Source organism: Polaromonas sp. P4_F9 (genome assembly GCF_056401235.1).
On record NZ_JBFUJT010000050.1, the window covers coordinates 1 to 26,172 of the forward strand.

At 57.1% G+C, this 26,172-nt stretch carries 29 protein-coding genes; 11 read left to right on the forward strand and 18 right to left on the reverse strand.

What is annotated here, in order from left to right; all coding sequences use genetic code 11:
* The coding region (locus tag AC1DUB_RS26720) for a transposase (RefSeq protein ID WP_477732127.1) at positions 1–229 on the forward strand (229 nt) is incomplete at its 5' end.
* Here the strand turns inward: AC1DUB_RS26720 and AC1DUB_RS26725 are convergent.
* From AC1DUB_RS26725 to AC1DUB_RS26740, 4 genes are read right to left on the reverse strand one after another with little or no spacing between them, the layout of a single operon-like run.
* Positions 204–371 (reverse strand): hypothetical protein, encoded by a 168-nt coding sequence (locus tag AC1DUB_RS26725; protein ID WP_477732128.1) that lies wholly within the window; start codon positions 369–371, stop codon positions 204–206. The two genes, AC1DUB_RS26720 and AC1DUB_RS26725, sit on opposite strands and share 26 nt — an antisense overlap.
* A 27-nt stretch (positions 372–398) precedes the next feature.
* Positions 399–2,432, reverse strand: coding sequence for an acetate--CoA ligase family protein (locus AC1DUB_RS26730; RefSeq protein WP_477732129.1), 2,034 nt, complete (start codon positions 2,430–2,432; stop codon positions 399–401).
* A gap of 15 nt (positions 2,433–2,447) precedes the next feature.
* Positions 2,448–2,855 (reverse strand): Zn-ribbon domain-containing OB-fold protein, encoded by a 408-nt coding sequence (locus AC1DUB_RS26735; RefSeq protein ID WP_477732130.1) that lies wholly within the window; start codon positions 2,853–2,855, stop codon positions 2,448–2,450.
* 2 nt (positions 2,856–2,857) lie between these two features.
* The gene (locus tag AC1DUB_RS26740) at positions 2,858–4,021 is read right to left on the reverse strand and encodes a thiolase family protein (protein ID WP_477732131.1); all 1,164 of its coding nucleotides are present in this window, start codon (positions 4,019–4,021) and stop codon (positions 2,858–2,860) included.
* Positions 4,022–4,131: 110 nt separating this feature from the next.
* Here AC1DUB_RS26740 and AC1DUB_RS26745 point away from each other — a divergent pair, with 110 nt between their 5' ends.
* Positions 4,132–4,812 carry a GntR family transcriptional regulator gene (locus AC1DUB_RS26745; protein ID WP_477732132.1) on the forward strand — a complete coding sequence of 227 codons (681 nt, stop codon included), beginning with the start codon at positions 4,132–4,134 and terminating at the stop codon, positions 4,810–4,812.
* A 205-nt stretch (positions 4,813–5,017) separates the two neighbouring features.
* Here the strand turns inward: AC1DUB_RS26745 and AC1DUB_RS26750 are convergent, their stop codons facing one another.
* The 7 genes from AC1DUB_RS26750 to AC1DUB_RS26780 all read right to left on the reverse strand — a co-directional run bounded on the left by AC1DUB_RS26750 (position 5,018) and on the right by AC1DUB_RS26780 (position 11,945).
* On the reverse strand, positions 5,018–5,518 hold the full coding sequence (locus tag AC1DUB_RS26750; protein WP_477732133.1) for a hypothetical protein: 501 nt from the start codon (positions 5,516–5,518) through the stop codon (positions 5,018–5,020).
* Positions 5,519–6,004: 486 nt separating this feature from the next.
* Entirely contained in the window at positions 6,005–7,291 is a 1,287-nt protein-coding gene (locus AC1DUB_RS26755) for a TRAP transporter large permease (RefSeq protein ID WP_477732134.1), read from the reverse strand.
* Positions 7,282–7,770 carry a TRAP transporter small permease gene (locus AC1DUB_RS26760; protein ID WP_477732135.1) on the reverse strand — a complete coding sequence of 163 codons (489 nt, stop codon included), beginning with the start codon at positions 7,768–7,770 and terminating at the stop codon, positions 7,282–7,284. The genes AC1DUB_RS26755 and AC1DUB_RS26760 overlap by 10 nt, the downstream gene beginning before the upstream one ends.
* Positions 7,771–7,846: 76 nt before the next feature.
* A complete protein-coding gene (locus AC1DUB_RS26765; RefSeq protein WP_477732136.1) occupies positions 7,847–8,818 on the reverse strand; it encodes a TRAP transporter substrate-binding protein in 972 nt (323 codons plus the stop codon).
* A gap of 91 nt (positions 8,819–8,909) precedes the next feature.
* Positions 8,910–10,067 (reverse strand): Gfo/Idh/MocA family protein, encoded by a 1,158-nt coding sequence (locus AC1DUB_RS26770; protein WP_477732137.1) that lies wholly within the window; start codon positions 10,065–10,067, stop codon positions 8,910–8,912.
* Between the two features lie 10 nt (positions 10,068–10,077).
* A complete protein-coding gene (locus tag AC1DUB_RS26775; RefSeq protein WP_477732138.1) occupies positions 10,078–10,893 on the reverse strand; it encodes a shikimate dehydrogenase family protein in 816 nt (271 codons plus the stop codon).
* 20 nt (positions 10,894–10,913) lie between these two features.
* A complete protein-coding gene (locus AC1DUB_RS26780; protein WP_477732139.1) occupies positions 10,914–11,945 on the reverse strand; it encodes a Gfo/Idh/MocA family protein in 1,032 nt (343 codons plus the stop codon).
* A 310-nt stretch (positions 11,946–12,255) separates the two neighbouring features.
* Here AC1DUB_RS26780 and AC1DUB_RS26785 point away from each other — a divergent pair, with 310 nt between their 5' ends.
* Positions 12,256–12,747, forward strand: a complete 492-nt coding sequence (locus AC1DUB_RS26785) for a heme-degrading domain-containing protein (protein ID WP_477732140.1) — start codon at positions 12,256–12,258, stop codon at positions 12,745–12,747.
* Between the two features lie 323 nt (positions 12,748–13,070).
* Positions 13,071–13,346 (forward strand): hypothetical protein, encoded by a 276-nt coding sequence (locus AC1DUB_RS26790; RefSeq protein WP_477732141.1) that lies wholly within the window; start codon positions 13,071–13,073, stop codon positions 13,344–13,346.
* A 110-nt stretch (positions 13,347–13,456) separates the two neighbouring features.
* Here AC1DUB_RS26790 and AC1DUB_RS26795 read toward each other — a convergent pair whose 3' ends face one another.
* The 4 genes from AC1DUB_RS26795 to AC1DUB_RS26810 all read right to left on the reverse strand — a co-directional run bounded on the left by AC1DUB_RS26795 (position 13,457) and on the right by AC1DUB_RS26810 (position 15,676).
* Positions 13,457–13,894 (reverse strand): MaoC family dehydratase, encoded by a 438-nt coding sequence (locus tag AC1DUB_RS26795; RefSeq protein WP_477732142.1) that lies wholly within the window; start codon positions 13,892–13,894, stop codon positions 13,457–13,459.
* 193 nt (positions 13,895–14,087) lie between these two features.
* Positions 14,088–15,062 (reverse strand): TRAP transporter substrate-binding protein, encoded by a 975-nt coding sequence (locus AC1DUB_RS26800; RefSeq protein ID WP_477732143.1) that lies wholly within the window; start codon positions 15,060–15,062, stop codon positions 14,088–14,090.
* 186 nt (positions 15,063–15,248) lie between these two features.
* Positions 15,249–15,503, reverse strand: a complete 255-nt coding sequence (locus AC1DUB_RS26805) for a hypothetical protein (protein WP_477732144.1) — start codon at positions 15,501–15,503, stop codon at positions 15,249–15,251.
* Positions 15,476–15,676: a hypothetical protein gene (locus AC1DUB_RS26810; protein ID WP_477732145.1), complete on the reverse strand. Its 201-nt coding sequence runs from the start codon at positions 15,674–15,676 to the stop codon at positions 15,476–15,478. The genes AC1DUB_RS26805 and AC1DUB_RS26810 overlap by 28 nt, the downstream gene beginning before the upstream one ends.
* Positions 15,677–15,884: 208 nt before the next feature.
* Between AC1DUB_RS26810 and AC1DUB_RS26815 the strand changes: the two genes are divergently transcribed.
* Complete coding sequence (locus AC1DUB_RS26815; protein ID WP_477732146.1) at positions 15,885–17,048, forward strand: acyl-CoA dehydrogenase family protein; 1,164 nt, start codon at positions 15,885–15,887, stop codon at positions 17,046–17,048.
* A 22-nt stretch (positions 17,049–17,070) separates the two neighbouring features.
* Here the strand turns inward: AC1DUB_RS26815 and AC1DUB_RS26820 are convergent, their stop codons facing one another.
* The 3 genes from AC1DUB_RS26820 to AC1DUB_RS26830 all read right to left on the reverse strand — a co-directional run bounded on the left by AC1DUB_RS26820 (position 17,071) and on the right by AC1DUB_RS26830 (position 20,908).
* Positions 17,071–18,099, reverse strand: a complete 1,029-nt coding sequence (locus AC1DUB_RS26820) for a LacI family DNA-binding transcriptional regulator (RefSeq protein ID WP_477732147.1) — start codon at positions 18,097–18,099, stop codon at positions 17,071–17,073.
* Between the two features lie 237 nt (positions 18,100–18,336).
* Complete coding sequence (locus AC1DUB_RS26825; protein ID WP_477732148.1) at positions 18,337–19,299, reverse strand: Bug family tripartite tricarboxylate transporter substrate binding protein; 963 nt, start codon at positions 19,297–19,299, stop codon at positions 18,337–18,339.
* A gap of 40 nt (positions 19,300–19,339) precedes the next feature.
* Positions 19,340–20,908 carry an acyl CoA:acetate/3-ketoacid CoA transferase gene (locus tag AC1DUB_RS26830; protein WP_477732149.1) on the reverse strand — a complete coding sequence of 523 codons (1,569 nt, stop codon included), beginning with the start codon at positions 20,906–20,908 and terminating at the stop codon, positions 19,340–19,342.
* A 151-nt stretch (positions 20,909–21,059) separates the two neighbouring features.
* On the opposite strand from AC1DUB_RS26830, the gene AC1DUB_RS26835 reads away from it, so the two are divergent.
* From AC1DUB_RS26835 to AC1DUB_RS26860, 6 genes are all read left to right on the forward strand, one after another.
* Entirely contained in the window at positions 21,060–21,869 is an 810-nt protein-coding gene (locus AC1DUB_RS26835) for a 3-ketoacyl-ACP reductase (protein ID WP_477732150.1), read from the forward strand.
* A gap of 12 nt (positions 21,870–21,881) precedes the next feature.
* Entirely contained in the window at positions 21,882–23,048 is a 1,167-nt protein-coding gene (locus tag AC1DUB_RS26840) for a dihydrodipicolinate synthase family protein (protein WP_477732151.1), read from the forward strand.
* 14 nt (positions 23,049–23,062) lie between these two features.
* On the forward strand, positions 23,063–23,842 hold the full coding sequence (locus AC1DUB_RS26845) for an enoyl-CoA hydratase/isomerase family protein (protein WP_477732152.1): 780 nt from the start codon (positions 23,063–23,065) through the stop codon (positions 23,840–23,842).
* On the forward strand, positions 23,793–24,686 hold the full coding sequence (locus AC1DUB_RS26850; RefSeq protein WP_477732153.1) for a sugar phosphate isomerase/epimerase family protein: 894 nt from the start codon (positions 23,793–23,795) through the stop codon (positions 24,684–24,686). Before AC1DUB_RS26845 ends, AC1DUB_RS26850 begins: the two co-directional genes overlap by 50 nt.
* 36 nt (positions 24,687–24,722) lie before the next feature.
* Complete coding sequence (locus tag AC1DUB_RS26855; RefSeq protein WP_477732154.1) at positions 24,723–25,472, forward strand: electron transfer flavoprotein subunit beta/FixA family protein; 750 nt, start codon at positions 24,723–24,725, stop codon at positions 25,470–25,472.
* Between the two features lie 9 nt (positions 25,473–25,481).
* Positions 25,482–26,172, forward strand: a 691-nt coding sequence (locus AC1DUB_RS26860; RefSeq protein WP_477732155.1) for an electron transfer flavoprotein subunit alpha/FixB family protein, incomplete at its 3' end; no start/stop codon positions are given.

A 26,172-nucleotide genomic window follows, 5' to 3' on the forward strand; every position in this document is an offset into this window, starting at 1 on the left:
TGCTCATGTCGTTGATCGCGCCAAGGAGGCTGATGCCAAGCGGCGCGACCCGACCAGGAAGGCGCGGCGCTGGGTGGTCGAGGTCTGCCACAGCTGGTTCAACCGCTTTCGCAAGCTGCTCGTGCGATACGAGAAGCTCGAACGCAGCTTCGTCGCGCTGAACCACATAGCCGCTGCCATCATCGCGTTCCGCAAAGTGACGCTCAAGGTAAACATAATTTACGGATAGGTTCTAAGACGTCGGCAGGACCTCCGGCGGTGTAGGGCACGACGATCTTCACTGGTTTAGTCGGCCAAACTTGCGCCAGCGTGCTTGAAGTCGGAATGGTCAGCGCCAACGTAGCTGCAAGGAAATAGAAGGCTTTTCTCATGGTGGGTCTCCTGATGTGAAGGTAGGTCTAGACTTTGACAAAAACTGCAGCATCGACCGCGACTGCGCCATGCTTGCCAACAGTGACCGGATTGAGCTCGATCTGCGCGATGCGATCACTGTTGGCGGCAGCGGCAACGGCGAGACGGTCAAGAAAAGCGACTGCGGCGTCAAAGCCCGCCGCACCGCGCAAGCCGCTCTTCAGCGCCCCCCCGATCATGGTGCCTGCCAGTGCCCGCGACAATTCGTCCCGCGTAGCGGGCAGACTGACGAAACGCACATCATTGAGCAATTCAACCCACTGGCCACCTGAGCCGACCATCAGCGTGACCCCAAGATGCGGGTGGATAAACGTGCCAGCGACAATCTCTTGACCTGGCATGAAGCGCATCACAAGGATACGGTCGCCCGGCAGTGCCGCTATTTTCGCCGCGGCGGCGGCTAGGTCGGTCTCGTTGCGCAGGTTGAGAATCACACCGCCGGTGTCGGAGATGTGCGTTTCATCGGTGTCCGCCTTGATGACGATGGGGAAACCGACTTCGCGAGCAACTCGCAGAACGTCGTCACGGTGGCAGGCTTGGTAAGCTGGCACTGGTATGGCGCGGTCGCGTAGCCAATCCATTGACCCTCCTTCGGTCAACGGCTTCATGACCGTTGCGGCCATGACCGGCGCAGTGCGAAAAGACGGGCGGCCGGTACCGGCACGACGCAGACGTTGCAGGCAGGTACTAAGCAGACTGGCCGAATGGAACACCGGGATGCGGGCATCGCGCAAGATTTCGCGTGACTTTTCCTCGTACGAGCCACCGTTCCACAATACGATCATGTCACAACGATCCGAGCGCTTGACCTCGGCAAATAGCGAGCAAACTTCCGTGTAGTCATCGACAGTGGTAATGATCGGTACCACCGTATTCACTGCGGGGTCCGTGAGAAGCGCATCAATGACGCGCGAATGCAGCGTGGGGTCTTCATAGCCTAGCGCGGTGATGTCAATCGGGTTGTGGACCGAAATGTAGTCGGGCAATTCCCGTGCAAGGCGTGCCTCGGTGGTGTCAGCCAGTGTCGCAAAAGACAGCCCGTGCGCGTCGACTTGGTCTGCGAACAGCGTGATGTTGCCACCCGAAATGCACAGCGATGCGATACCGTCTGCATTCCTGGCACCAATGTCGTGGCGCAAAAGCTCACAGAGTCCCAGTGCGTCATCGACGTCGTCGGCGCAGACGATGCCATGCTGTTCCGCGATGTCGCGCACCAGGCGGTAGTCGCCGGCCAGAGACCCAGTGTGCGACAGCGCCATGCGAGCCCCTGTCTGACCCCGGCCGAGCTTGAGCAACACCACTGGTTTCTTCAGGCCGAAGTTCCGCACCGCCGCGATCACTTCCGACGCCGCACGCTCACCCTCGGTCACGGCGAGAATGACCCGTGTTGCCTCGTCCTGGTACATGTATTCCAGCAGGTCCGTGAAGGAGACGCCTGCAGAGTTACCGGTATTGACCACATGGCTAAAGCCCATCCCGTTGCGTTGTGCGAAGTAGGCGATCGTGGCGTATGCGAGGCCACCACTTTGCGACAGCAGCGCCACATCGCCCGCCACCGGCGAGCGGCGCAGCACGTCCGATGGTGCGGCCATTACGCGGTCGACAAGGTTGGAGAAGCCCATGCAGTTGGGTCCGATAAAGACCATGTCACCGGCCAGCTCCTTTAGCGTGCGCTGCGCGTCCTGACCTGATTCGTTGGCCTCCGCGTATCCGGAGGTGTAAATGCTGGCGCCGCCAACGCCCTTGGCGCGGCATTCATCCAGTACCTGCGGAACGCGCTCCTTGCCGATGACAATGACACAATGGTCCACCGGGCCGGGAATGCTCTGAACCGACGGAAAGCACGGCAAACCGGCGACTTCCTGATATCGCGGGTTCACTGGATAGATGCGGCCGCGGTAGCCGCCTTCCTGCAGAGCGGGGATCAACTGGCCGGCCAACTTGTGGGCGGCCTGCGACGCGCCGACCACGGCGATGGTTTGCGGGTTGAGCAGGCGCTTGATGCGATCGATAGAGTTCATGTGGTACCCCTTGACTTAGCTACGACGAAAATAGGGAATTCGGTCCTTGTCAGCAGGCACGAAAACGAGCTGCACGCGGTCACCGATACGAACTTCACCCCGGTCATCTCCTACGAGACGACTTAACATGCGGGGCCCTTCGGCAAGGTCAACAAGAATCGGTGTGTAGGGAAGCTGTTGCTCCCACTCCGGGCCGTAAAACGACACCTGGACATGGGTGAACGAATAGATCGTTCCCTGGCCTGAGGCTTCGTGCCAGCCCAGTTCCTGGCTGCCGCAATGAGGACATGCGTTGCGGGGATAGTAAAAGAGCCGCTGGCACGCCAGGCAACGCGGCAGCATCAGGCGCCCCTCGCGACAGCTGTCCCAGAAAAATTCACTGTCGATAGTTCGGGTTGGCGCAATGGCCTTGATTGATGTCATGTTTATGCTCCTTCGAGAACCATTGCGCCGCAAGCGGAAAACACGCCTCCATTGCCGCTGACGACCGCGAGACGGGCGCCGGGAACCTGCCTTCGGCCAGCCTGCCCGCGCAGCTGTCGTACCGCCTCAACCAGATGCAGCATCCCGCCGATGTGCGCTTGCGACAACAAGCCGCCGTGGGTATTGATCGGGCAGCGCCCCCCCAGCGAGCCGGCGCCTGAACGCATGTATGCGCCGCCTTCGCCAGGCCGGCAAAACCCCATGGCTTCGAGGGTCACGAGCACCGAGATCGTGAACGCGTCGTGCAGCAGCGCAACGTCGATGTCACGGGGCCCAACACCGGCCGCTTTAAAGGCTTCGTTTGCAGCCTCGCGCATTCCGAGCGCCTCAAGGTCGGGTAGTTGGGAGATGCTGTTGTGTGTCATGCGCATCGCCATGGAGCGCATGCGAACGGCCTTGGCATCCAGTCGGCGCGCCCGAGCGCGAGTGGTCAGCACCAAGGCGCCGCCGCCGTCGGAGACGAGCGAGCAATCCAGCAGGCGCAAGGGAGACGAGATCATGCGACTCGCGGCATGCTCGTCCAGCGTGATAGGCTTTTTCATCTGCGCGTTGTCGTTGAGCAGCGCATGCGCACGCGTACTAACGGCCACCGCGCCAAGATCTGCTGCGCTGGCGCCATAGTCATGCATGTAACGCTGCGCCACCAGCGCATACGGGGGCACCATGCCTTGCACGCCAAACGGTTCTTCCCATTCCTCACCGCCAAGCAGAGTCTTCAGCATCATGCCGTGTACACCCTTCGGACGACCAGTCAATGCGTTTTCGCCATATACGACGACCGCTGTTTCGCAGTGACCGGCTGAGATCGCCCAAACGGCCTGCTGCAGCATGGCCATTCCCGATACCGTGCCGCCGACATCCACCGTCGACAGGAAGGATGCACGCACGCCCAGGTACTCGGCCAGGGTCGTCGAGAACATGCTGTTTGGGATCGCGTAGGGGTCCAGGTTGATCAGTCCGTCGACGTCACGCACAGACAAACCAGCATCGCGCAGCGCCTCCTGGACTGCTAGCGCCTGTATTTGCACAGCCCCCCATCCAGGGAGCTTACCGACCGGTGTTTCACCGATCCCGATGATGACTACGTCATCGTTGATGGAAGGCATTTCAAAAACTCCTTAACAACCTGTTTTACAGTATTTATCAACAAGATTGTAGGACAATACTGTATGACCTATAATTGATCCATCCGGGTTTACGAGTACATCAACAAACTATGAACATCTCCGCCAAGCAGGCTGACCCTGTCAGTGGTACACACGAATATGTCGCAGGCTCCCTGCGTCAGGCCATCCTCAGTGGCCGGCTGGTGCCCGGGCAGCGGCTTGTCGAGGCCGATCTGACGCGAGACCTCGGCGTTAGTCGCGGGCCGGTGCGCGAGGCGCTGCGTCAACTGACAGCTGAAGGTTTGGTTGAAGCCGTTCCCAATCAGACGGCCGTCGTGCGTCGCTATTCGAAGCGGGAGATGGTGGAGTTGTTTGAGGTGCGCGCCGAGATGGAAGCCTTGGCCGTACGGCGCATGGCCGAACGCATCGATGAGGGTGACACCCGCCAGCGCTTCATTGCCGCAACGAGTCGAATTGGGCTCGACCACGCGTTGACAAGCGCGGCCTCATACTCCGAGGAAAACCGGCAGTTTCATCAAGCCATCGCGGACCTGTGTGGTAACGATTGGCTCGCCACGCTGATTCGGCAGTTCCAGTTGCCTTTGATAATGTTCCAGCTCAATGGCGCCATCAGATCCGAGTCAATCAAGGACTCGGTGGCGGAGCACCGTCGCATCGCTGAAGCCATCCTTGCCGGTGATTCCCGCAAGGCCAACAACGAAATCCGAAGGCATTTAAAACGTGCCAGCGACTTGCTGGACGACATGCCGCCGACAATTTTCAGGCCGTGACTACACCTGAATATGCAAAGAAGCGGTGGCCAGCGCGTGGTCGGGGGCGGCATAAAGGATTGTGGCCCCAAGGGCACTACCCGCGCCGCGCACCGCAGCATAAACAGCCCCCACGCTGGGCATTGCGAGCCCACTAACCAGAACAAGTACTTACCGTAAGTAGGCGGCTAGGTCCAAACACCGTGAAGCTCACGAACTCGCAGCACTACCCCGCAGTGCAACCTTGCGTTGTCGAGTGATCACACGCTCTGTCGACTACCTCGCCATCCATAATTACCAATACCGCTGGATTGGTTTCGTTGTCGCCCGTCCAAAAATAATTTGGATCCATACGGCTTAATCTGCGAACTAGGTCGTCATTCCAAATCAATGTGCCAATACCATTTTCAGCACCGCGAACTCCCATCTTTGTTGTTCCGTCTGGATAGACGACGGTGAATTCAACTCTCGTAATATCTACGCCCTTCCCAAGGGCGGGCGAAGCCTCAACTACATCGCCTGAATTTTTAATCAGTGCAATTGAGCCTTCTGTTCGCGCTTTTTGTATTCCAGACAGCGTTCCCTCCTTGAATGCGTGCTCGAGCCGGTCACTGTCGAATGTTATTCCGCCAACTTGCTCAGACAATACGTTCACAACCGAAGGAAGCGTGCGGCCATTCGTAAAGAGTCTCAAGTAAAGAATGGTTCCACGGTCATCTTTAAGCATTCGTTATTCCCATCAGTAAATTTTTAAAGCAGATTGCTGACGCGATGAGTGCCGTGCACTCCTGCTTACGTCCCCAAGCCTAAGCTGTGTCGTGGGCAATATCAAGCCAGTTTCTTGGTTAAAAAGTCACAAACCGCCCGTGAACGGCAGACGCCGAGGGATCATTTTTAGATGCGGAATTTAGATCCCCCGACACGCTCTGAATTTCCGAGGATGTTCTTTGGGTCTGCGCGGGCTTCAGAAGTGCTTTTGTGAATGCCCATAGCCGCCAAGCAGCTGAGATAGTGGGCTTTCTCACTTCCCCGGCTGCCCGATACGTGACAGGCGCCCTCATACCTGTTGACGGTGGCTTCCACATCGGCTAAGGGCACGAAGGCAGTCAATCCGGAAAGCTGCGCCCTGTGGGCACGACTTGCTATGAAAAATTGATAGCCAATCACCACCATGTCGCTCAGTTGTCTAGCTTTCGCCTGTTAGCCTCGCCCGTCACCTACCCATGAACAGGCTGGGGAGCCATAGCGAGAAAGCCGGCACGTAGGTGACAAGCATGAGCGCCGCAATTAATGCCCCGTAAAACGGCCAGATGGTTTTCATCACATCACCTACCGAGATACCGCCAATGGCACAACCGACAAACTGGGTGGTTCCCACAGGGGGAGTGTTCAGACCCAGCGCACAATTGATCAGCATGACCATGCCGAACTGGATTTCACTCATGCCATAACGCTGGGCGATAGGAAGAAAAATCGGGGTGCAAATCAGGATGGTCGCAGCCATGTCCAGAAACGTGCCCAGCACGAACAGGATCACATTGATCAGCAGGAAAATCAGCCAGGGGCTCGATGTCAACGTCGCCAGCGCCTGACCCGTCAAGTTGGCGACGCCATACAGGCTGATGATGTAGCCAAACGCCGAAGAGATACCGATCAGCAGCAGAACGACACCGGTCGTTTTAACGGCTTTACTGGCGGCCTTGAGGAAGTGTTCCCATCTCAGGGAGCGGCAGACAACAGCACAAAGAACAAGTGCATAAAGCACGGCCACCGCCGCGGACTCGGTCGCAGTGAACACCCCCGATAAGATACCACCGAGAATCAGGACCACGACAAATAGGCCAGGCAGCGAGGCAGCGAAGCAGCGCGCGACAATCGCCCAGCCCGGGAACTTTCCTGATGGATAGCCGCGATGCACTGCAACAAAATATGCAGCCACGAGATTACAAATCGTCAGCAAAAGTGCGGGCATCAACCCGGCAAGGATCAGGGCCGCAATGGATACCTTGCCACCGGCAGCAAGTGTGTAAATAATCATGTTGTGGCTGGTCGGCATCAATGCCCCCACCAGCGCGGCATGGGTGGTTACGTTGACCGCATAGTCGGCGTGGTAGCCCTCCTTTTTCATCATGGGAATCATGACGGCGCCCATGGCCGAAACATCGGCCACCGGCGATCCGGAGACTCCACCGAACAGGGTGCAGGCCACCACATTGGACATGCCCAGGCCACCGCGAATGTGACCGACCGTACTTTTCGCAAAGTCAACAATCTTGTCGGCAATGCCGCCGTAAAGCATTATCTCGCCGGCAAAAATAAAGAAGGGAATGGCAAGAAATGAAAAGGCATTCATGCCCGATGTCATTTGCTGGAAGATGACCCCCATGGGCAACCCCTCGTACAGGATGGTCATCAAGGCTGCCAGCCCGATTGAGAACGCCACCGGAACGCCGAGGATCAGCAGGCCAAAAAACGAAACGGAAAGAATACTCAGTGCCATGCTGGCTCCACTTCGACGCCCTTGAACAAGGCAATAATGTGTTCGATTGAAAATAGAACGATGAGCGAACCGGCGACCACCAGCGGCACATACCGCCACGCCTCGGAAACACCGAGCGTGGGCATCATGTAGTCACGAACAGAAAGCAGCATCAGGGCGCAGTTCCACGCCATGAGGGCGCCAAATGCCATCGTCAGCATGTGAATCAGAATCTCAAGTTTGAGACGAACGCGTTCCGGTACCAAAATCAGCAGTGATTCGAGACCGATATGCCCTGCATCGCGAACTCCGACCGCGCACCCAAGCATGGTCACGTAGAGCACCAATAACAAGGCCAGACTTTCGGCCCAGGTCGGTGTGCTGTTAAGCACATAGCGCCCAAACACCTGGTATAGAACGGCAGTGATCAGCAGCACCAAACCGAATAGGCCAAACTGCAGACAGCGGCGCGCTATACGCGCGCAAATTTTAGTGAACATGAAATCCTTACCAGTGCTAGGAACAACCGCAAATAGCCGCGCTGTGCGAGATGCATATCGCGACAGTACAGTCAAATTATTTGGTTTCCTGAATACGGCGGATCAGGTCTTTCATTTTCTGATCCACGATGAATTTGTCGTAAACCGGCTTCATGGCAGCCTGGAAGGATGGCTTGTCCACCTCAGTAATCTGGACCCCAGAAGCCTTGACAATGGCCAGTGATCTCTCTTCGCGTTCGTCCCACAATTTACGCATGTAAGGAATCGAGCTTTTGGCTGCCTGGCGAATTGCTTTTTGGTCGTCGGTACTCAGCGTGTCCCAGACACGCTTGGAAAAAAGTAGCATCTCCGGGGCCATCGAATGCTCGGTTTTGGAGTAGAACTTCGCCACTTCAAAGTGGCGAGAGCTCTCGAACGCGGAATAGCTGTTTTCTGCGGCATCGACAAGGCCGGTCTTCAGTGCGGTGTATACCTCTCCATACGGCATGGGAGTCGCATTGGCGCCCATGGCCTCAAGCAACGAAACCCACAAATCGGACTGCTGGACCCGCACTTTCAGCCCCTTCGCGTCGGTCAGGGTCTTGATGGGTTTTTTGACGGTATATACGGAGCGGGAACCACTGTCGTAATACGCCAGACCGACGAAACCCTGGGCTTCGCAGCTCTTCAGGATTTCTTCACCAACTGGGCCATCCAGAACAGCGCGCATATGGTCTTTGGACCGGAACAGGAAAGGCATTGTCGGCACTACGGTAGCAGGGCAGATGTTGTTCATGGGCGAAATGTTGACACGCGTCATGGCCAGAGCGCCAATTTTCGTCTGCTCAATCGTGTCTTTTTCAGCTCCCAAAGCACCGTTGTTAAACACTTTGATGCTATGTTTTCCGCTGGTCAGCTTGCTCAGTTCCTGGCCCATGACTTTGACGGCGTCGACTGTGGGGTAGCCATCCGGATGGACGTCGGTGGATCTGAATTCTGTCGCAAAAGCTGCCAGCGGCGCGAGGGCCAGCGAGGCAGCAATTGCGATTAAACGTTTACGGAAGGTCATGGTTGTCTCCTTGAAGGACCTGGTTTTACGGAAAGGGAACACTGAAATTAGCTTGGTGTTAAAGGAAGCGGGAAAAGGCCTTTTGGTTTTTTTAGTCAGTCGGACGGGGCACCCGCGGCACAACACACAGCCGCTTCTCCTCAGCGCTCGTATGGCATGTGGCAGCAAGTTGCACCCCCTCAGCCCCCATGAAGAAGTCCCATGGAAAGGCCACTCCAGTGAGAACATGATTGATAAAGGCTTGCCACTGCGCCTTGAAGGCATTCTCGAATGTCTGGTTGTCTGGAACCGGACTCCAATCGGCGAAGTAGTTACGGGCAGCTTGGCTGTCAGGGTTCCACACAGGCTTGGGTGTGAGCGAACGGGGTTGGATGAGGCAGTCCCGGGCACCGACAACCGCCGATCCATGCGTGCCATCGACATGAATAGTCAACAGATCGTCCCGACGCACCCGTGTCGCCCAGGACACGTTGATCTGTACTGGAACTTTGTCTTCTATAAGGCCTGTGACGAATACCGTGTCTTCGGCGGTAGCCCGATAAGGTCGGCCCTGCTCATCCCAACGATTCTGGATTTGCGTGGACTTCATGCAATGCACTTGTGTGATGGGACCGAACAGTTGTGCCAGCATGTAGTGCCAATGAGACAACATGTCCAGGATAATTCCGCCGCCGTCTTCAGCGCGATAATTCCATGATGGTCGTTGGCCAAGCTGCCAGTCCCCTTCAAATATCCAGTATCCGAACTCACCCCTGACGGACAAGACCTCGCCAAAGTAATCCGCCTTCATGAGCCTTTGTAGCTTGACCAAACCGGGCAACCACAGATTCGCCATCACGACTCCGTGCTTTACGCCTCGTTGCGTCGCTAGGTTGGCTAGCCGCACGGCGTCCTCTGGTCGTTCAGCGAGCGGCTTCTCACAGTACACATGCTTGCCAGCTTTAATGGCCTTCTCTAGCAGTCCATATCGCAAGTTGGTTGCAGCACAATCAAAGAAAATCTGATCCGACTCATCGGCTAGAGCACTGTCGAGATCCGTAGTCCAGCGCGAAATTCCATGCGCTGCCGCTACTTCCGCTAGTTTCTGCGGGTCGCGTCCCACCAGAATGAGATCCAGCTCCACCAAGCCGCCATCGCTGGTCTTGAGTTGGGAGCGGCGAAGGACGTCGAGCGAATTGGTGAGGTGTTGATTCACCCCAATTCGCCCTGTCGCGCCGTACATGATGATGCCAAGTCGAGTAGCTGTCATAGCACGACGCCTACAGAGACTTCAAACCGAAGAACGCCGCAATGATCTCGGCTTGACTTTCCAGGAGATGCCGTCCAAGGTGTGTTTTGTGTCCCCTTTCTTCTGCTCGGAGCAACAGCTTTGTCCTCTCTGGTTTCATGATCAGATCTGCCACCAAAGCGCCGCGATCGAGTTGATCTATGCTGAATGGCAAGGCATCTTCCGCCGTCATTCCGCAAGGCGTTGCGTTGACGACCATGTCCACACCTGACGGTTCGAAAGTACCGATAGAAATGGCCACATCCGGATAGAGGGTTTTCAGTTCTGCAACCAGTGCATCCTGCTTGACGGTATCCACATCCACCAGCTGTAACGACTGCACGCCGGCAGAAGCCAAGGCATGGGCGACGGCTTTCCCAGCGCCGCCGGCGCCCGCCTGGAACACCTTCATTCCCGTTGGCGCGTGCCCTTGCTTGCGCAGCCCCAGAACAAACCCCTCTCCGTCATACATCTCACCGATCCATTCACCAGAATCGGCCCGACGCATGCAGTTGATGGCTCCGACTCGTTGAGCGATAGGCAGTAGTTGATCAACCTGAGCGGCCAGGGCTATCTTGTGTGGAACGGTCACAACAATACCGTCCAGATTCTTGATCGTCTTTAATCCATCAATTGCAGCCTTGAGAGATGCGGCAGGGATCTGCATCGGCACGAATACGGCGTTGACGGACATTTTTTGAAATATCTCGTTGAAGACCTTGGGTGATCTGGCTTGCGCGATCGGATCGCCAACGATGACGAACAGCCGGGTATCTCCGGCGATAAAGGCGTTCAGTGGTTGAATCATGTCTGTCTCTTTGCTTGAAGTTAAGGAATGCTCGCGGGCCCGTTTCGCGCTGAAGAGGCGATCAAAGCGTCGATGAGCAGGTGAACGTCCAATGCGCTGCGGAGTGACGCTATCGGATCCGCCTTTTTGTTGGCGGCGTCAATGAAGTTGCTGAGAATTGCCTGGTGCGCCTTATGGGAAAACGCCATCGGATCTGCGCCGGAACCCAAGGCCTCTTCCTCGCCTTGGTCGAATTGAGTGCCATCGGTCAGAGAGACCAGGAGCTTTCCGGCCGTGAGCGTGGCCGTGCCCTTTGTTCCACAAATTTCGATCCGCTCCGGAAACCCCGGGAATGTGGCCGTACTTGCATATAAGGACGCAACGCAACCGTCCGCATAATTCATGACCCCCACCACCGTGTCCTCACACTCCATCAGATGGGATTTGCTCGTCGTTGCGTAGGCGAAGACTTCCCTCGGGTTGCCAATCAGCCACAGGAACAGGTCCAGAGTGTGGATGGCTTGGGTCATCAGCACCCCACCACCGTCTCTGGCGAACGTTCCTCGTCCTGGCTCGTCGTAGTACGACTGCGGTCGCCACCACGGCACCGAGACGTTGGCGCTGTTGACGGATCCGAGCGCACCACTACGTAGCAGCTGGCGTAGTTTGACGGATGCACTACGAGTCCGATGCTGCAGCACAGCGGCGGCCACGACGTTGTGCTGCTGACAGATAGCGATAAGGTTCCGGGCCTTTTCTGTCGTCACCTCTATGGGCTTTTCCACCAGTAGATGCTTGCCCGCTGCAGCGATTCTGGTGCCGAGATCAAGGTGAGTGTTGGGCGGGGTCAGCAACAGCACCCCATCTACTTGCTCGTCTTTGAGGGCCGTATCGAGATCCAATCCAACCTTCGCATGCGGCAGCTTCTTCGCCATTGCGCCGGCCCGATCTAGTGTGCGCGCAATCACGTGACGCACCACAACTCGATCTTGCATTTCCGCCAAGCTTGCCACGTGTGGCACCGAGGCCATTCCCGCCCCGACCACCGCCAAGTTGAACGTCGCACCATTCATCTGGAGTCCTTCATTTGTCAAAATGCAATATTAGATCGATCTATTTTATTTGGTAATTCGGGTAAACCCGAAACCAAAATACAAAACACTTTTCCGAAAACTCCTTCTAACTGTTGAAATAAAACATGACGGAAACCACGTTTTTCTTGACAAGAATTAGTAGATCGATCTATCTTCACTCGTTTTTAGGCTCTCTTAATGTTCGAGTTGGCCGGCCAATGAGGGCTGTCAAATGCGGAACTGGCGTGCAGTCGCAGGCAGATCTCGCAGTTGGCGTCCACCGGCATCGACAGCTGAGACGGAGAAAACGATGGATTTTGAGCAAGACATTGCCCGTATCGCGGAGCAGGAGTTCCGCTTGCGATTCGCAAGCTTCAACGAGGAGACAGCCTGGGACTTGGGATCGCGTTTGAGAGCACTTGCCCTTGCCCGTGAAGCCGCCGTGACGATCGAAGTGCGCCTGTCACGCGAAACTGTGTTCTTCTATTCAATGCCCGGGACCTCGCCGGCCAATGCCGACTGGGCGCGGCGCAAGCGCAACACGGTGGAGATGCTGTCGCGCAGCTCCTACGGCGTGGGTCGCTCTCTGGAGCTGGAGGAAAGCTCGCTGGTGGCCAAGATGGGGCTGCCCATCCGCGACTACGCAAGTCACGGCGGCTGCGTACCCATCTTCGCGTCAAGCGGTGCGTGCATCGGTGCTGTGACGGTCTCTGGTCTGTCTCAGCGCGAGGACCATGCGCTGGTGGTCGAAGCGATGGCTGCCCTCTGCGGGGTTCCGCTCTCCGACGTCGAGTTCGCGTGAGCCAACGACCAGAGGAACCAAAGCCATTCCGGACCCGATCACCGCCAAGTTGAATGTCACATCACTCATCCGGAGTCCTCCCATCTATCGACCTACTTCCGGCAGTTGAAGGCAAGCAACCCGGCTGTAAGCTAGACTGGGAGCCTGTTTCGACGGATTTACAGAGGTCGCCAAATGGGTGAAGCCAAAGGGCGTCAACTTCTTATTCAAACGCAAGCCCTTTAGGCCATGGTGGTGGACACCCCCGGCGTTCGAATCCACGTGCAGTGGGACCACGCCGCCAGCGCACCCCGAAGGCACAACTGACGTTCTTTGCCTAGTTCTTGGCCACCACCGGCGTCTTTGTGTCTTGGGTCAACAGCTGCCCCTTGTTCTACAGCGGTCCCACCGCGCACAGCAAGCGCGATATGCTGGAAACATGGCTGCTGGCGATACTGGCCTGGCACAAACGCTACACCAGCATTACCGCACCCAGAGGCGACGCGGTGTGCCCGCAGATTCTGGGAATGGACAAACTCATCATCGAAGATGCGCTGCGCCGCTCGTTGGCGCATGAGCGCCGAGCAAAGCAAAGCTTGCCTTGGGGGTGGATGGGCTGAGCCTTCTGGTTCAGGGTTTCAGGCTGCCATCGGCTTACGGTAAGCGGATTTGCACGGTGCGCTCCAGTGGGGTCAGGCGGCAGTGCGCCAAAAAGTTTTTTTTGCCGCGTTCAGACTCTTACCAGCAAGACGTTTTCGCCGTCCTGAACAAGGTCGCCGTGCTGGTTGAGGGCATCAACCTTGATCCGCACGATACCGCGCGAAGCGTCTCGGGTCGGGCGTGTTTCAAGTACGCGGATGCGGCCTTCGATCCGATCCCCCGCAAATACCGGTTTCCTGAACCGGTAGTGCCACTCTAAGGATGCTATCGCATCAAAGAGTGTCGAGCTGCGATTCTTCAGCCCATCGATCATTGAAAGGCACAGCAGGCCGTGGGCCACTCGGGCCGGAAACCCGACAGAGCGCGCAAAGGCGTCGTCCATGTGCACATCGAAGAAGTCCCCCGAAATGCCGGCAAAACCAACAATGTGCGATTCGGTCACAACGATGGCGGGGGTTGAGTACTCCAGGCCGGGTGTGATCTGTGCAAGACGAAGTCGACTGGTCATGGGGGTTCCCCGGAACAGAAGTGACGGACGCAGGGGAAGCGGTTCTTAACACAGGTTTGCCGTCGAAATCGCCACGAAACCGTGCAGTCCCAAGCAGACTGCGGGATGGCTTTGCTGTCAGCGCTCATGGGAGGTCCTTTTATACCGAGAGACCGAGACACGGAGACAAAAGGGTAGGTCATGCGGACACTGCTCACTGGTTAGCCAGAATGGTCAGCAGCTCTTCCCGCGTCGTCGGATCAGCCAGGTACTTGCTGTAGAGCGGCGCCATTTTGCGAACCATGATGGAGACGTCGGTAACCTTGTTGAACTGCACACCCTGTTTGGATGCGATGTCGCGCGCTTGTGTGACGCGCTTGTTCCAGAGGTCACGCATCAGCAGCGCAGACTTCGCACCCGCTTCCGAAAATGCCGCCTGCTCCTGTTTACTGAGCTTACCCCACAGCCTGGTTGACACGACCAGAGCCTCAGGCGAAATCACATGATTAGTCATGTAGACGTAGCGCGCGGCCTTGTAATGCCCGGTGGACTCGTACGCCGGCAGGCTGTTTTCAGCGCAGTCCACCTTGCCGGTCTGCAAGGCATCCATCACGTCCTTGTAGGGCATCGCCGCCGGCGTCGCACCCAGCAGCTTGACCATTTCAATGTAGACCTCGGACTGCTGCACCCGGATTTTCATGCCCGCAAGGTCGCGCATGCTGGTAATGGGCTTGCTGGAGCAGTAAAACGAACGGCCACCACCGTCATACCAGCCCAGCACCACAAAACCAGCCTCTTTCAGGCGCGTATTAAAACGCTGGCCGAGTTTGCCGTCCAGATGCTTGAACATGTGGATCGAGTCAGTGAACAGAAACGGCAGATTCAGGACCTTCAAGCCGGGCACGGCTTCTGACAGCGGCGCCGAATTGAACTCGGCAATGTCGATCTCGCCGCTTTTGAGCATCTGCACGGCCTTGGGCTGGTCTCCGAGCGTGCCGTTGTTGAAAAGTTCAATCGGGTACTTGCCCATGGTGGTTTTTCCAACCTGCTCTACAAAAGTCCTCATCGCCTCGGTGACGGGGTAGCCTTCGGGATGGATGTTCCAGGCTCGCAGCTGCGTTTGTGCCAGGCCCGCGCCGACACAGAGAGCCAGTGAAAGCCCCAAAAATCCTTTGAAAGATGTGCGCATGCTTGTCTCCTTGTAGTAGTTGTTCGGTCGCTTCTAACGGGTCAACTCAATGTCGGCCAGGCCCCGGCTCTGACCACTCCTCCGCGGTCAACACCGTGGGCTTCAAATCTCTGCGAAATATCTTTGACAGCTACGAAACCAGAGCAAGCTGTCAGTCGAGTTTGATGCCGGGCCTGCGCCACCACCTCAGCCCAGCGCTTGCGCTCCCTGCTCGGCCGGGGCCATAGGTGCCACTTCAGCGCCCTGCCGACTGAGCTTGGCGCGAATCTCCGGGCTGCGGATGATTTTGATCAGCTCTGTGTTCAGCCGCGACACGATGCTCGCCGGGGTTCCACTGGCCATCCGCACCCTTTGCCAGTTGCCGGACTCAAAATCTTCAAGACCCTGTTCCTGCATCGTCGGCACATCGCCCATCAGCGGCATCCGGGTGCGTTTGGACACACCGAGGACTTGAGCTTGGCGCTTTGCACAAAAAACAAAGTGGCCAGCATGCCGCTCATCAGCACCTGGGTTTCCCCGGCAATCGTGTCATTGACGGCCGGGGCGCCGCCTTTGTAGGGGAAGTGCTGGCATGTGGCCTTGCTGGTCCGCGCCATCGCCAAGTTGAACGTCACACCACTCATCTAAAGTCCTTCATCTATCAATGCATGAATTAGATCGATCTATTTTTGTTGGCGCAATTAGCGTAAACCCCCAATCACAATACGGAGTATGTTTTCTAAGTCCATTATGTATTTTCGAGAAAAAGGCCAGATTAGAAGGCACTTTCTCTTGACAATTTTATGTAGATCGATCTATATTTCAACATTTGGAGACCTTGCTATGAAACATGAAACCTCTACCCTCGCCGATGACCGCGATGACCGCGACGCGATGATCCGCAATGCAGCCCGCTCGTTTGCAGAGGGCGTGATCAGACCGATCGCTGCTGAACTTGATGAAACCGAACGCTTCCCCAAGGAGGTGTACGCAGAAATGGCGAAACTGGGCCTGTTTGGCATTACGGTTCCAGAGCAGCACGGAGGAGTTGGAGGCGACGCATTGATGTATTCGATCGTCATGGAGGAGCTATCCCGCGGCTACGCATCAGTAGCCGATCAATGTGGACTTGTAGAGCTCGTTGGCACGCTACTCTCGGAGCACGGAACCCACGAGCAACGCCAGAAGTACCTGGGACCACTTCTGCGCGCGGAGAAGCGTTGTGCTTACGCCATCACCGAGGCCAGCGCGGGATCTGATGTATCGGGCGTCAGAACGACCGCGATCCAAAACGCCCATGGCTGGATCATCAATGGGCAGAAGCTCTGGATCCACAACGCGCCAGTGTGCGACTTTGCTGTGGCTCTCGTGCGGACCGACCCCGAACAAGGCAAACGAGGGATGAGCATCTTCATCATTGACGCCGACCTGCCAGGTTTCAAGCGCGGGGGGCACGAGCACAAGATGGGACAGCGAGGCTCGCCTGTGGGCCCCTTGTTCTTCGACAACGTCCAGGTACCGGCCTCAGCCCTGCTTGGCCCACGCGGACGCGGCTTCCACATGATGATGAGCGTGCTCGACAAGGGGAGGGTTGGCATTGGAGCCCTCGCGGTCGGCATTCTTCAAGCTGCACTAGATGCATCAATTGAGTACGCCAAAGTACGCAACCAGTTTGGCAAACCCATTGCGGAGTTTCAGGCGGTGCAATGGATGATTGCCGATATGGCCAAAGATACCGCGGCAGCCAGACTATTGGTCCAGGATGCAGGCAGAAAAATTGCCCGAGGCCAGCGCGCCACCATGGAAGCGTCAATGGGCAAGTGTTTCGCGGCTGATGCTGCCGTCATGCACACCGCCAATGCCGTGCAGATCCACGGTGGCAGTGGATACGTACGTGGGGTCGAGGTAGAGCGCTTGTACCGAGACGCCAAAATTACTCAAATCTATGAAGGTACCAACCAGATCCAGCGCATGATCATCGCGCGTTGTTTGCTGGAAGCAACCTGATCCAGGCCTGGAACCTGCGACGCTACTTGAATGCGCCGCAGGTCTTCCTGATGACCAGCGACGGTTCGGACACGATACGAGTGGGCACGCGTGAGGGCTCAGCCATGCGGCTTAACAAAAGCTCGGCAGCCGCCTGACCGATCTTGTCCTGCTGAACCTGAACCGTGGTCAATGGAGGTTCCCACAGCGAGGCCTCGGGCACATCGTCGAAGCCGACCACCGCAAAGTCTTTGCCCGGCTCCAACCCCTGTGCGCGCAGGCCTAACATGACACCAAAAGCAACGATGTCATTGCCGCAAACCGCGGCCGTCGGAGGATTCTTTAACTTGAGCAGATCCGTGATAATTCGCTTGCCTTCGTCACGCGTTAGACGAGAGGGAACCACCAGCCGGTCATCCCGCTTAAGCTTCGCGGCCTCCAAAGCCAAATGATAACCTTCAACCCGGTCACGCCCCGTCGAAGAACGGTCGTGCCCGCCGATCATGGCAATGCGCTTGTGCCCTAGAGACACTAGGTGGGAAGTCGCCAGGGTCATACCCCGCCTATTGTCGACACCTACGTAGTCCGCATCGAGCCCGATCACATAACGCGAAGCAAAAACGCAGGGGATGCCCCAGGCAATGAGTTGCCGCATCTCGGTGGCGCTGGTCGCCTCGGCGGGGCACACGATGATGCCATCGATATTGTGTTGCCGCACGGTCTCGAGGAACCGGCTCTGTCTTTCCACTGACTCGTCCGAGTTGCCTAGAAAAGTGATGAAACCGTGCTTGCTCAAGGTGGCCTCGATAGAACGCACCAGCATTGCGAAGTAGGGGTTCGTCACATCGTTAACCACAACCCCCACCGTCTGGGTCTTGTTGCTACGCATTCCCGCCGCATGGCGGTTATAAACGTAGCCCATCTGCTTGAACGCTTCGAGCACCCGGTCACGTGTGGCGTCCGCCACGCGCGGACTGTCTCGCAGCACCAGAGAAACCGTCGCGCGCGACAATCCGAGTTCCTTCGCAATATCGAGCAAGGTGACGGACGTACCGGATTTGACGCGAGGCATTAGAAGCGTTGATCGAATTAGTTATTGCGTCTTGCCGCAGCGGGAAAGCGCCGTGGAGGAAACAGGAGCCAGCCGGTAAAAAAATGATCGCCATATACTGGGGCGATCATGAATTCGTTGGTCGGCGTTCAGATCTTAGCATTAGCAACAACGCATGAAATCAGCCAGTACCAAGTGCCCTTGTGAAGACAGAGCGGAAATGCCCAATCACACGGACACAATGCCGTCGATGGTGTTCTACTGTTTAGTGATGTGCAGCGCTGGCACTATTCGTTTGAACTGATCATTCTCTTTTGCAAGGGCGAGGCGGAAGCGGTCCCCCGGTTCGTACACAAAGCCCATATGTTGGCGCTCGAACGTATCGCGATAAGCGGACTCCTCGTTCACCTTAGTCATGAGGACGCCAAGTCGCTGCACGATATGTGCGGGCGTAGTTTTGGGCACCGCGAGCCCACGCCACGTTTCAACTTGCAGATCGATGTTGCGCTCCTTGAAGGTCGGCACCGACTCAAAGCCCTTGATGCGTTTATTGGTCATGATGGCCAGCACCTTGAGCTTCCCTGCCGCGACATAGGCGCTTACCTCACCAGGGCTGACCGTTGTTGCATCAACTTGGCCGCTGAGCAGGCCAAGAATGGCGGGAGCCGATCCTTGATAAGGAACGTGGTTTACCTTGATCCCCGTTTGTTCTTCCAGCGCAGCGGACGCCACGTGATAAATCGACCCAGTACCAGAACTTGCCACCGTAAGCTGACCAGGCTTGGCTCGTGCGTGAGCCAGAAACTCCTCAATCGTGTTCCAAGGGGCGTCAGCCCTAACTGTCAGAGCGGCGGGGTCGAGATTGATACGGCAAATAAAGACGAAGTCTTCAAAAGTGACCTTGCCAATCCCGAGGTGAGCCGCAAGTAACAGCTCGGGCGAGACCATGGTGATCTTGTGGCCATCTGGCTTTGCGGTCGCACCCTCTAAAAAGCCGATGGAGCCAATTGCGCCGGGCTTGTTAGTAACAATGATCGGCTGTGGAAAATGCTTTCGCGATGCCTCAGCAAACGCTCTAGCCAAGACGTCCGAACCGCCGCCGGCAGGAAAGGGAACAAGCAGTTCAACAGGTCGCGTAGGGTAGTCCTGAGCTTGAGCAGAACCGGCAAACAATCCGATCGCCATGCAGCCGACGGCAAGAAGATTTTTGAGCAATTGCATAAATTAGCCTTAGGTAAAAAAGTTGATAGGAAATCGCGGCTTAGGTGCGGGCGCCCATGAACAGCCGCGCGTCCATAAGCTTCAAGTCATTGCTGACCTTTAACGGAAAACTAGATCGATCTAACACATGTTTTTTAAGATCAATGCCGGGGGCAATTTCAGTGACTGTCAGACCGTCGCTCTGGAGCTTGATGACACATCGTTCCGTGATGTATGTGACATCCTGCCCCCGAGTGCGTCCCACCGTGCCACTGAAGGTGACATGCTCCACGTTGTTGACGAACTTTGAATACTTGCCGTCACGTATGATCTCCAGGCGACCACCGCCAACGTTCAACTCAAGCCCCCCGGCCATGAAATAGCCGACGAATATCAGTTTCTTCGCATGAGAGGTGATGTCGACAAACCCGCCGCATCCGGCCGTTACGTGCGGTTTCGCACTCAGGCGCGATACATTGACATTGCCGGCCTGATCGACCTCCATGAAAGACAGAAGCGAGCAATCAAAACCACCACCCTGAAAGTAAGTGAACTGCTGGGGCGCAGGCAAAAACGCGTGGGCGTTCGCTGAACAGCCAAAAGCAAATCCAGTCAGCGGCACCCCCCCCACAGCGCCCTGTTCGATGACCCAGTTCACCGCATCCGGTTTGCCCTCGTCAATGAGGATCTGCGGAACATTCGCGGCGATGCCAAAACCAAGATTGACCACGTCGCCATCGTGCAACTCTTGCGCGGCGCGCCCTGCAATCACCATGTCAGTGCTCCAAGCGGCTGACCTGAAGTCAGACCAGGGGCGCCGTACTTCGCCACTGATGGCTGCGTCATAGTCCGTTTGAGTGGTCTGCCGCTGCAACGGATCGACCACGATACAGTCTACGAGGGATGATGGGACATGCACGCGCTGCGTAGGAATGCTCCCCGCCGCAACAATGCGCTTAACCTGCGCGATGACAGTCCCCCCGTTGTTTCTCGCCGCCAGCGCCTGCTCGATGGCACCCAGATATGCGCCTTCGTGTTCCGTTGACAGGTTTCCGTACTCATCGGCGGTGGTTGCACGAATGATGGCAACGTCGGGGGGCACATTCTTCAGATGAAGCCATTCTTCGCCGTTGAACTCAACTACTCTCACGAGCTCCTCTGTTGTCGCACGGTTCATTTTGCAACCTTGGCGTCGAGGATCTACGAACGTGTCAAGGCCCACCTTTGTGATGACGCCTGGGCGCTTTGCGGCAACCTCGCGGTGCATGTCATACAGCAACCCGCTAGGAACGTTGTAAGCCTCGACCTCGTTGTCGAGGATCATCTTCCAGATGATGGGGGATGGCATTGAAGACGGTCCGCTTGGATACGACCCCGCGATGATTCTCTTCAACAGACCCTTCTGAGCGATATGGTCGACTCCCTTGATGCCATACATATCACCTGCGGCAATCGGGTGAATGGCCGTGATCGCCCTCGGATGACCGGTCGCTCTGAACCTATCGCCGATCGCCTTAAGGATGGTGTCCGGACAGGCCAGCCCACTTGAAGAGCTAACCGTTATCACCGCACCATCGGGAATCGAACTAGCCGCCTCCTCGGCCGTCATCACCTGCACTCGTATTGACATGATTTCTCCTGGTTAACGCCCTCGCAAGGAGGGCTAAAAAATTTACTTGTCAGATCCAACGCAAAGCTGGTAAAGTTAGAATTAGATCGATCTAACTAAAATGTACTTTGACTATTTGGCGGTGTCAAGCGCCGATTACCTAGGAGAAACCATGCCATCAAATGCTGATCTTGTTACACGGGAAAAGAACACTGCAATACGTCCGTTAGCGCTTGTTACTGGGGCGCGACGCGGCATTGGAAGGGCCATCGCATACGCCTTGGCAGACCAAGGCTTCAACATTGCGTTAGTCGACCTGCAGCGTGACGTGGACGCCGAACTGACGCAGAGTCAGGTTGCAAATCGGGGTGCCAGGGTCGACTTTTTTGCCGGCGATATCTCGGACCTCAGCCGTCACGGCGACCTGATCGAAGCGGTTCAGGAAAAGCTCGGACCGATTAATTGCTTGGTGAACAACGCCGGCATCAGCGTGGCCCAGCGCGGCGATCTGCTTGACATCACCCCAGAAAGCTTCGACCGATTGATGAACGTGAACCTGCGGGGCCCCTTCTTCCTGACGCAGCGGGTCGCGCGCCTGTTCGCGGACGACCGCCTGGCCACGGGCTACCGGTCGATCATCAACATCTCATCGGCCAATGCCTACGCCACCTCGACGAACCGCGGCGAATACTGCATCTCCAAGTCCGCGATCACCATGGCGACCAAGTTGTATGCCGCCCGCCTCGGTGAAGCTGGCGTTTCGGTCTTCGAGATCCGCCCTGGGGTTATCAGGACAGACATGACAAAGGTTGCGGCCAACGACTACGAAGAGCGCATCGCCAAAGGCTTGACGCCGATAGCCCGATGGGGCGAACCAGACGACATCGGTCGAGCTGTCGCGGCACTTGCTTCAGGTGCATTCGCGTTCAGCACAGGCGATGCTTTTCACATCGACGGCGGCCTGCATATCCAACGACTGTAATCAGGAGCATTCATGACAGCTATTCATTTACCGACTACTGCAGGTTTAGACGAGATTTACACCCTTCACAACCCTGCATGCACACCTAAATTCAAAGGCCAAACACTAAACCGCGTTGCGTATTCCGCCGCCCATGTCGTCGCCTCACCATTTGTGGAGAATGACCCCTGGCTGACCCCGGCGATCGACTGGGATGGCACGATGGCATACCGGCAGTATCTCTGGGACCTCGGATTGGGCGTGGCGGAGGCCATGGATACTGCTCAGCGTGGTATGGGTCTGGGCTGGAGTGAAGCCAAGATGCTGATCGACCGGACGCTCGCACTGGCTAAGCACCATCCCAATGGAAGCGTGGTATGTGGAATCGCAACAGACCAACTGCCTGAGAAGCAAACATACAGTCTCACTGAAATCACTGACGCCTATGTCGAGCAATGTGCTTTCGTTGAGGAGCGTGGCGGCCAGGCCGTGATGATGGCAAGTCGCGTCCTGGCTGTAACCGCGAAGTCACCTGATGACTACGTCCGCGTCTATGACATCGTCTTGAAGCACGCTCAACGACCGATTGTTCTCCATTGGCTTGGCGAGATGTTCGATGCAAAGTTGCGCGGCTACTGGGGCTCCACCGACTTCGAGTCGTGCCTGAAAACGGTCACGGGAATCATCTCCGCGCACGCATCCAAGGTTGAAGGGATCAAGCTCTCATTGCTCGACAAGGACAAGGAGTTAGTTCTTCGGCGTCAGCTCCCCTCCTCGGTAAAAATGTTTACCGGTGACGACTTCAACTACACAGAGTTGATCGAGGGGGACGATGTTGGCTTTAGCCACGCGCTGCTCGGGATCTTTGATGCAATTGCTCCCGCGGCGTCAAATGCCTTGGTCGCCCTCGCGCAACACGACGTCGGCAGCTTCCGCGAGATCCTGGACCCAACGGTCCCGCTTTCAAGGCACATTTTCAAGGCTCCGACTCAGTTCTACAAGACGGGGGTTGTGTTCCTGGCCTATCTAAACGGCCATCAGCAGCACTTCCAGATGGTAGGAGGTCTACAGAGCGCTCGCTCCGTCGCACATCTCGTGGAACTTTTCCGCCTGGCTGACCAGGCCGGCGTATTTCGTGACACCGACTTGGYCTGCAAACAAATGCGCACATTCTTACAGTCCGTCGGCTTCGACCAGTAGGAGGTATTCTCATCATGACAACGACAACCTCTGGCTACCTCGAAATCCGGACGGACGGCCCTGTCGCGTCGCTTGTGCTGAATCGCCCTGACAAACTGAATGCGCTGACGATGTCGACCCTCGACGCCTTGGACCAGGCCTGCGGCGAGCTTGAGCGATGCCGCGACATCCGTGTCGTCATTCTGTCCTCCACCAATGCAACGGCCTTTTGCGCCGGCGCGGACATTTCGGAGTGGGGCACCCTGCCCCCAGCTGACATGTGGCGATTGTGGACGCGCGTTGGTCATCGCATATTTGATCGGCTGGCACAGCTCCCGCAGCCGACCATTGCGGCTATCGACGGCTTGGCTTTGGGCGGTGGACTCGAACTAGCGCTTGCGTGCGATCTGAGGGTTGCGGGTCCTGCGTCCAGGTTCGCCCTTCCAGAAACGAAGATCGGAGCAATTCCTGGATGGGGTGGCACCATTCGCTTGCAGGGCACCGTCGGCGTGCCTCAAGCAAAACGCTTGATCTTCACTGGCGCCCAAATTGATGCAACCGAAGCACTTCGTATCGGTTTGGTACAGGAGGTAGTGGCATCTGAGTCAGCGCAGACACGCGTGATGGAACTGGCGAATGAGATTGCCGGCAATGCGCCATTTGCAGTTCGCCTGACAAAACAACTTCTGGACTCAAAGACCGGAGGGGTACCGGCCGAAACGATTGCAGCTGGGCTGGCCGCGCTCCTGGAAGACGGACAAGAGGGTGTTCGAGCCTTCAAAGAAAAAAGAAAGCCGGTATTCAAAGATGCGTAACCTCAATCAGCGGCTAGATATTTGCTCTATCAATACGGCCACTCTCGGCCACAACCAGCCAATCGACAAGACCATTGATGCAGTAGCACGCGCCGGCTTTGGGTACATCGCACCTTGGCGCAAAGAAGTCGAAACTGCAAACATCCGCGACGTGGCTCGTCAGCTTCGCGCACTGAACTTGAAATTGAGCGGGTACGTCCGATCAACCTTTTTCACCTCAGGATCACTTAGAGAGTTCGCATCAAGCATTGAGGACAACAAGAAGGCGCTTGATCAAGCGGCCGAGCTTGGTGCCCCCTCACTTATTGTCGTCGGTGGAGGCCTGCCATCTGGATCCAGAAGCCTGGCGGATGCCAGAAAGCTGTATGTTGAGGGTACAGCCCAGCTTTGGGACTATGCCAAAACGCTTGGCGTAGGCATCACACTGGAGCCGCTCCACCCAATGTACGCGGCCGAAAGGTCATGCATCGTGACGCTTGACGATGCATTGGACATCTGCCATGAGATTGATCCGGATCAAACAGGAAGTCTCGGGATAGCCGTCGATGTCTATCACTGTTGGTGGGACCGCCATCTGTCCTCACATATCGAACGCGCTGGTCGCGAACGCCGTATCGATGCCTTTCACGTCTCCGACTGGCTAACGCCGACCCAAGACATGTTGCTCGATCGCGGCATGATGGGGGATGGGGTCATCGACCTTCAAGGGATTCGGGCGCAGGTTGAAGCGGCGGGCTATGTCGGTGCGGTCGAGGTTGAGATTTTCTCCAAGAACGACTGGTGGCGGCGCGATGCGCAAGAGACTCTGCGGATCTGCACCGAAAGGCTTCAAACCGTTTGCTGAGACTCGAATAATGCAACTCAGTAAGGAAACAGTTAAATGAAAATCCTCGTCCCCGTCAAGCGTGTAGTCGACTACAACGTGAAAGTCCGCGTCAAATCGGACGGCACCGGCGTCGACATCGCCAACGTCAAGATGAGCATGAACCCGTTTGACGAGATTGCCGTCGAAGAGGCGACCCGCCTGAAGGAAAAGGGCGTCGTGACCGAAGTCATCGCCGTGAGCTGCGGCGTGCTGCAGTGCCAGGAAACCCTGCGCACCGCCATGGCCATCGGCGCCGACCGCGCCATCCTGGTCGAGACCACCGAAGAGCTGCAGCCGCTGGCCGTGGCCAAGCTGCTCAAGGCGCTGGTCGACAAGGAACAGCCCCAACTGGTGATCCTGGGCAAGCAGGCAATTGATGACGACTGCAACCAGACCGGCCAGATGCTGGCGGCCCTGCTGGGCTGGCCGCAAGCCACCTTTGCCTCCAAGGTGGAGGTCGAAGGCGGCCAGGCCAAAGTGACCCGCGAAGTCGACGGCGGCCTGGAAACCCTGGCCCTCACGCTGCCCGCCATCATCACCACCGACCTGCGTTTGAACGAGCCGCGCTATGTGACGCTGCCCAACATCATGAAGGCCAAGAAAAAGCAGCTCGACAACTTCAAGCCCGAAGACCTCGGTGTGGACGTCAAGCCGCGCATCAAGACCCTCAAGGTCAGCGAGCCGCCCAAGCGCAGCGCCGGTGTCAAGGTGGCCGATGTCGCCGCCCTGGTGGACAAACTCAAGAACGAAGCCAAAGTAATCTAAGGAATTGACATGACCGCACTTGCTGTACTCGTAGTAGCCGAACACGACAACAACGTCATCAAACCCGCCACCCTCAACACCGTGACCGCCGCTGCCCAGTGCGGGGGCGAGGTGCATGTGCTGGTCGCCGGCAAGGATGCCGCCGCCGCCGCCCAGGCCGCCTCCAAAATAGTCGGCGTCGCCAAAGTCATCCACGTCGATGGCGTGCACTTTGAGCACGGCCTGGCCGAAAACATGGCCGCGCAGGTGGTCGCCATCGCCGGCAGCTATTCGCACATCCTGTTTCCGGCCACCGCGTCGGGCAAGAACATCGCCCCGCGCGTGGCCGCCACGCTGGATGTCGGCCAGATTTCCGACATCACCAAGGTCGATGCGGTGGACACCTTCGAGCGCCCCATCTATGCCGGCAATGCGATTGCCATTGTGCAAAGCCTGGACGCCACCAAAGTCATCACCGTGCGCACCACGGGCTTCGATGCGGCAGCCGCCACGGGCGGCTCGGCCGCCGTGGAAACGCTGGCCGGCGTGGCCGACAGCGGCAAATCGTCGTTTGTCGGCTCCGAGATCGCCAAGAGCGACCGCCCCGAGCTGACCGCCGCCAAGATCATCGTGTCGGGCGGCCGTGCGCTGGGTTCTGCCGAGAAGTTCAACGAAGTCATGATGCCGCTGGCGGACAAGCTGGGCGCCGCACTGGGTGCCA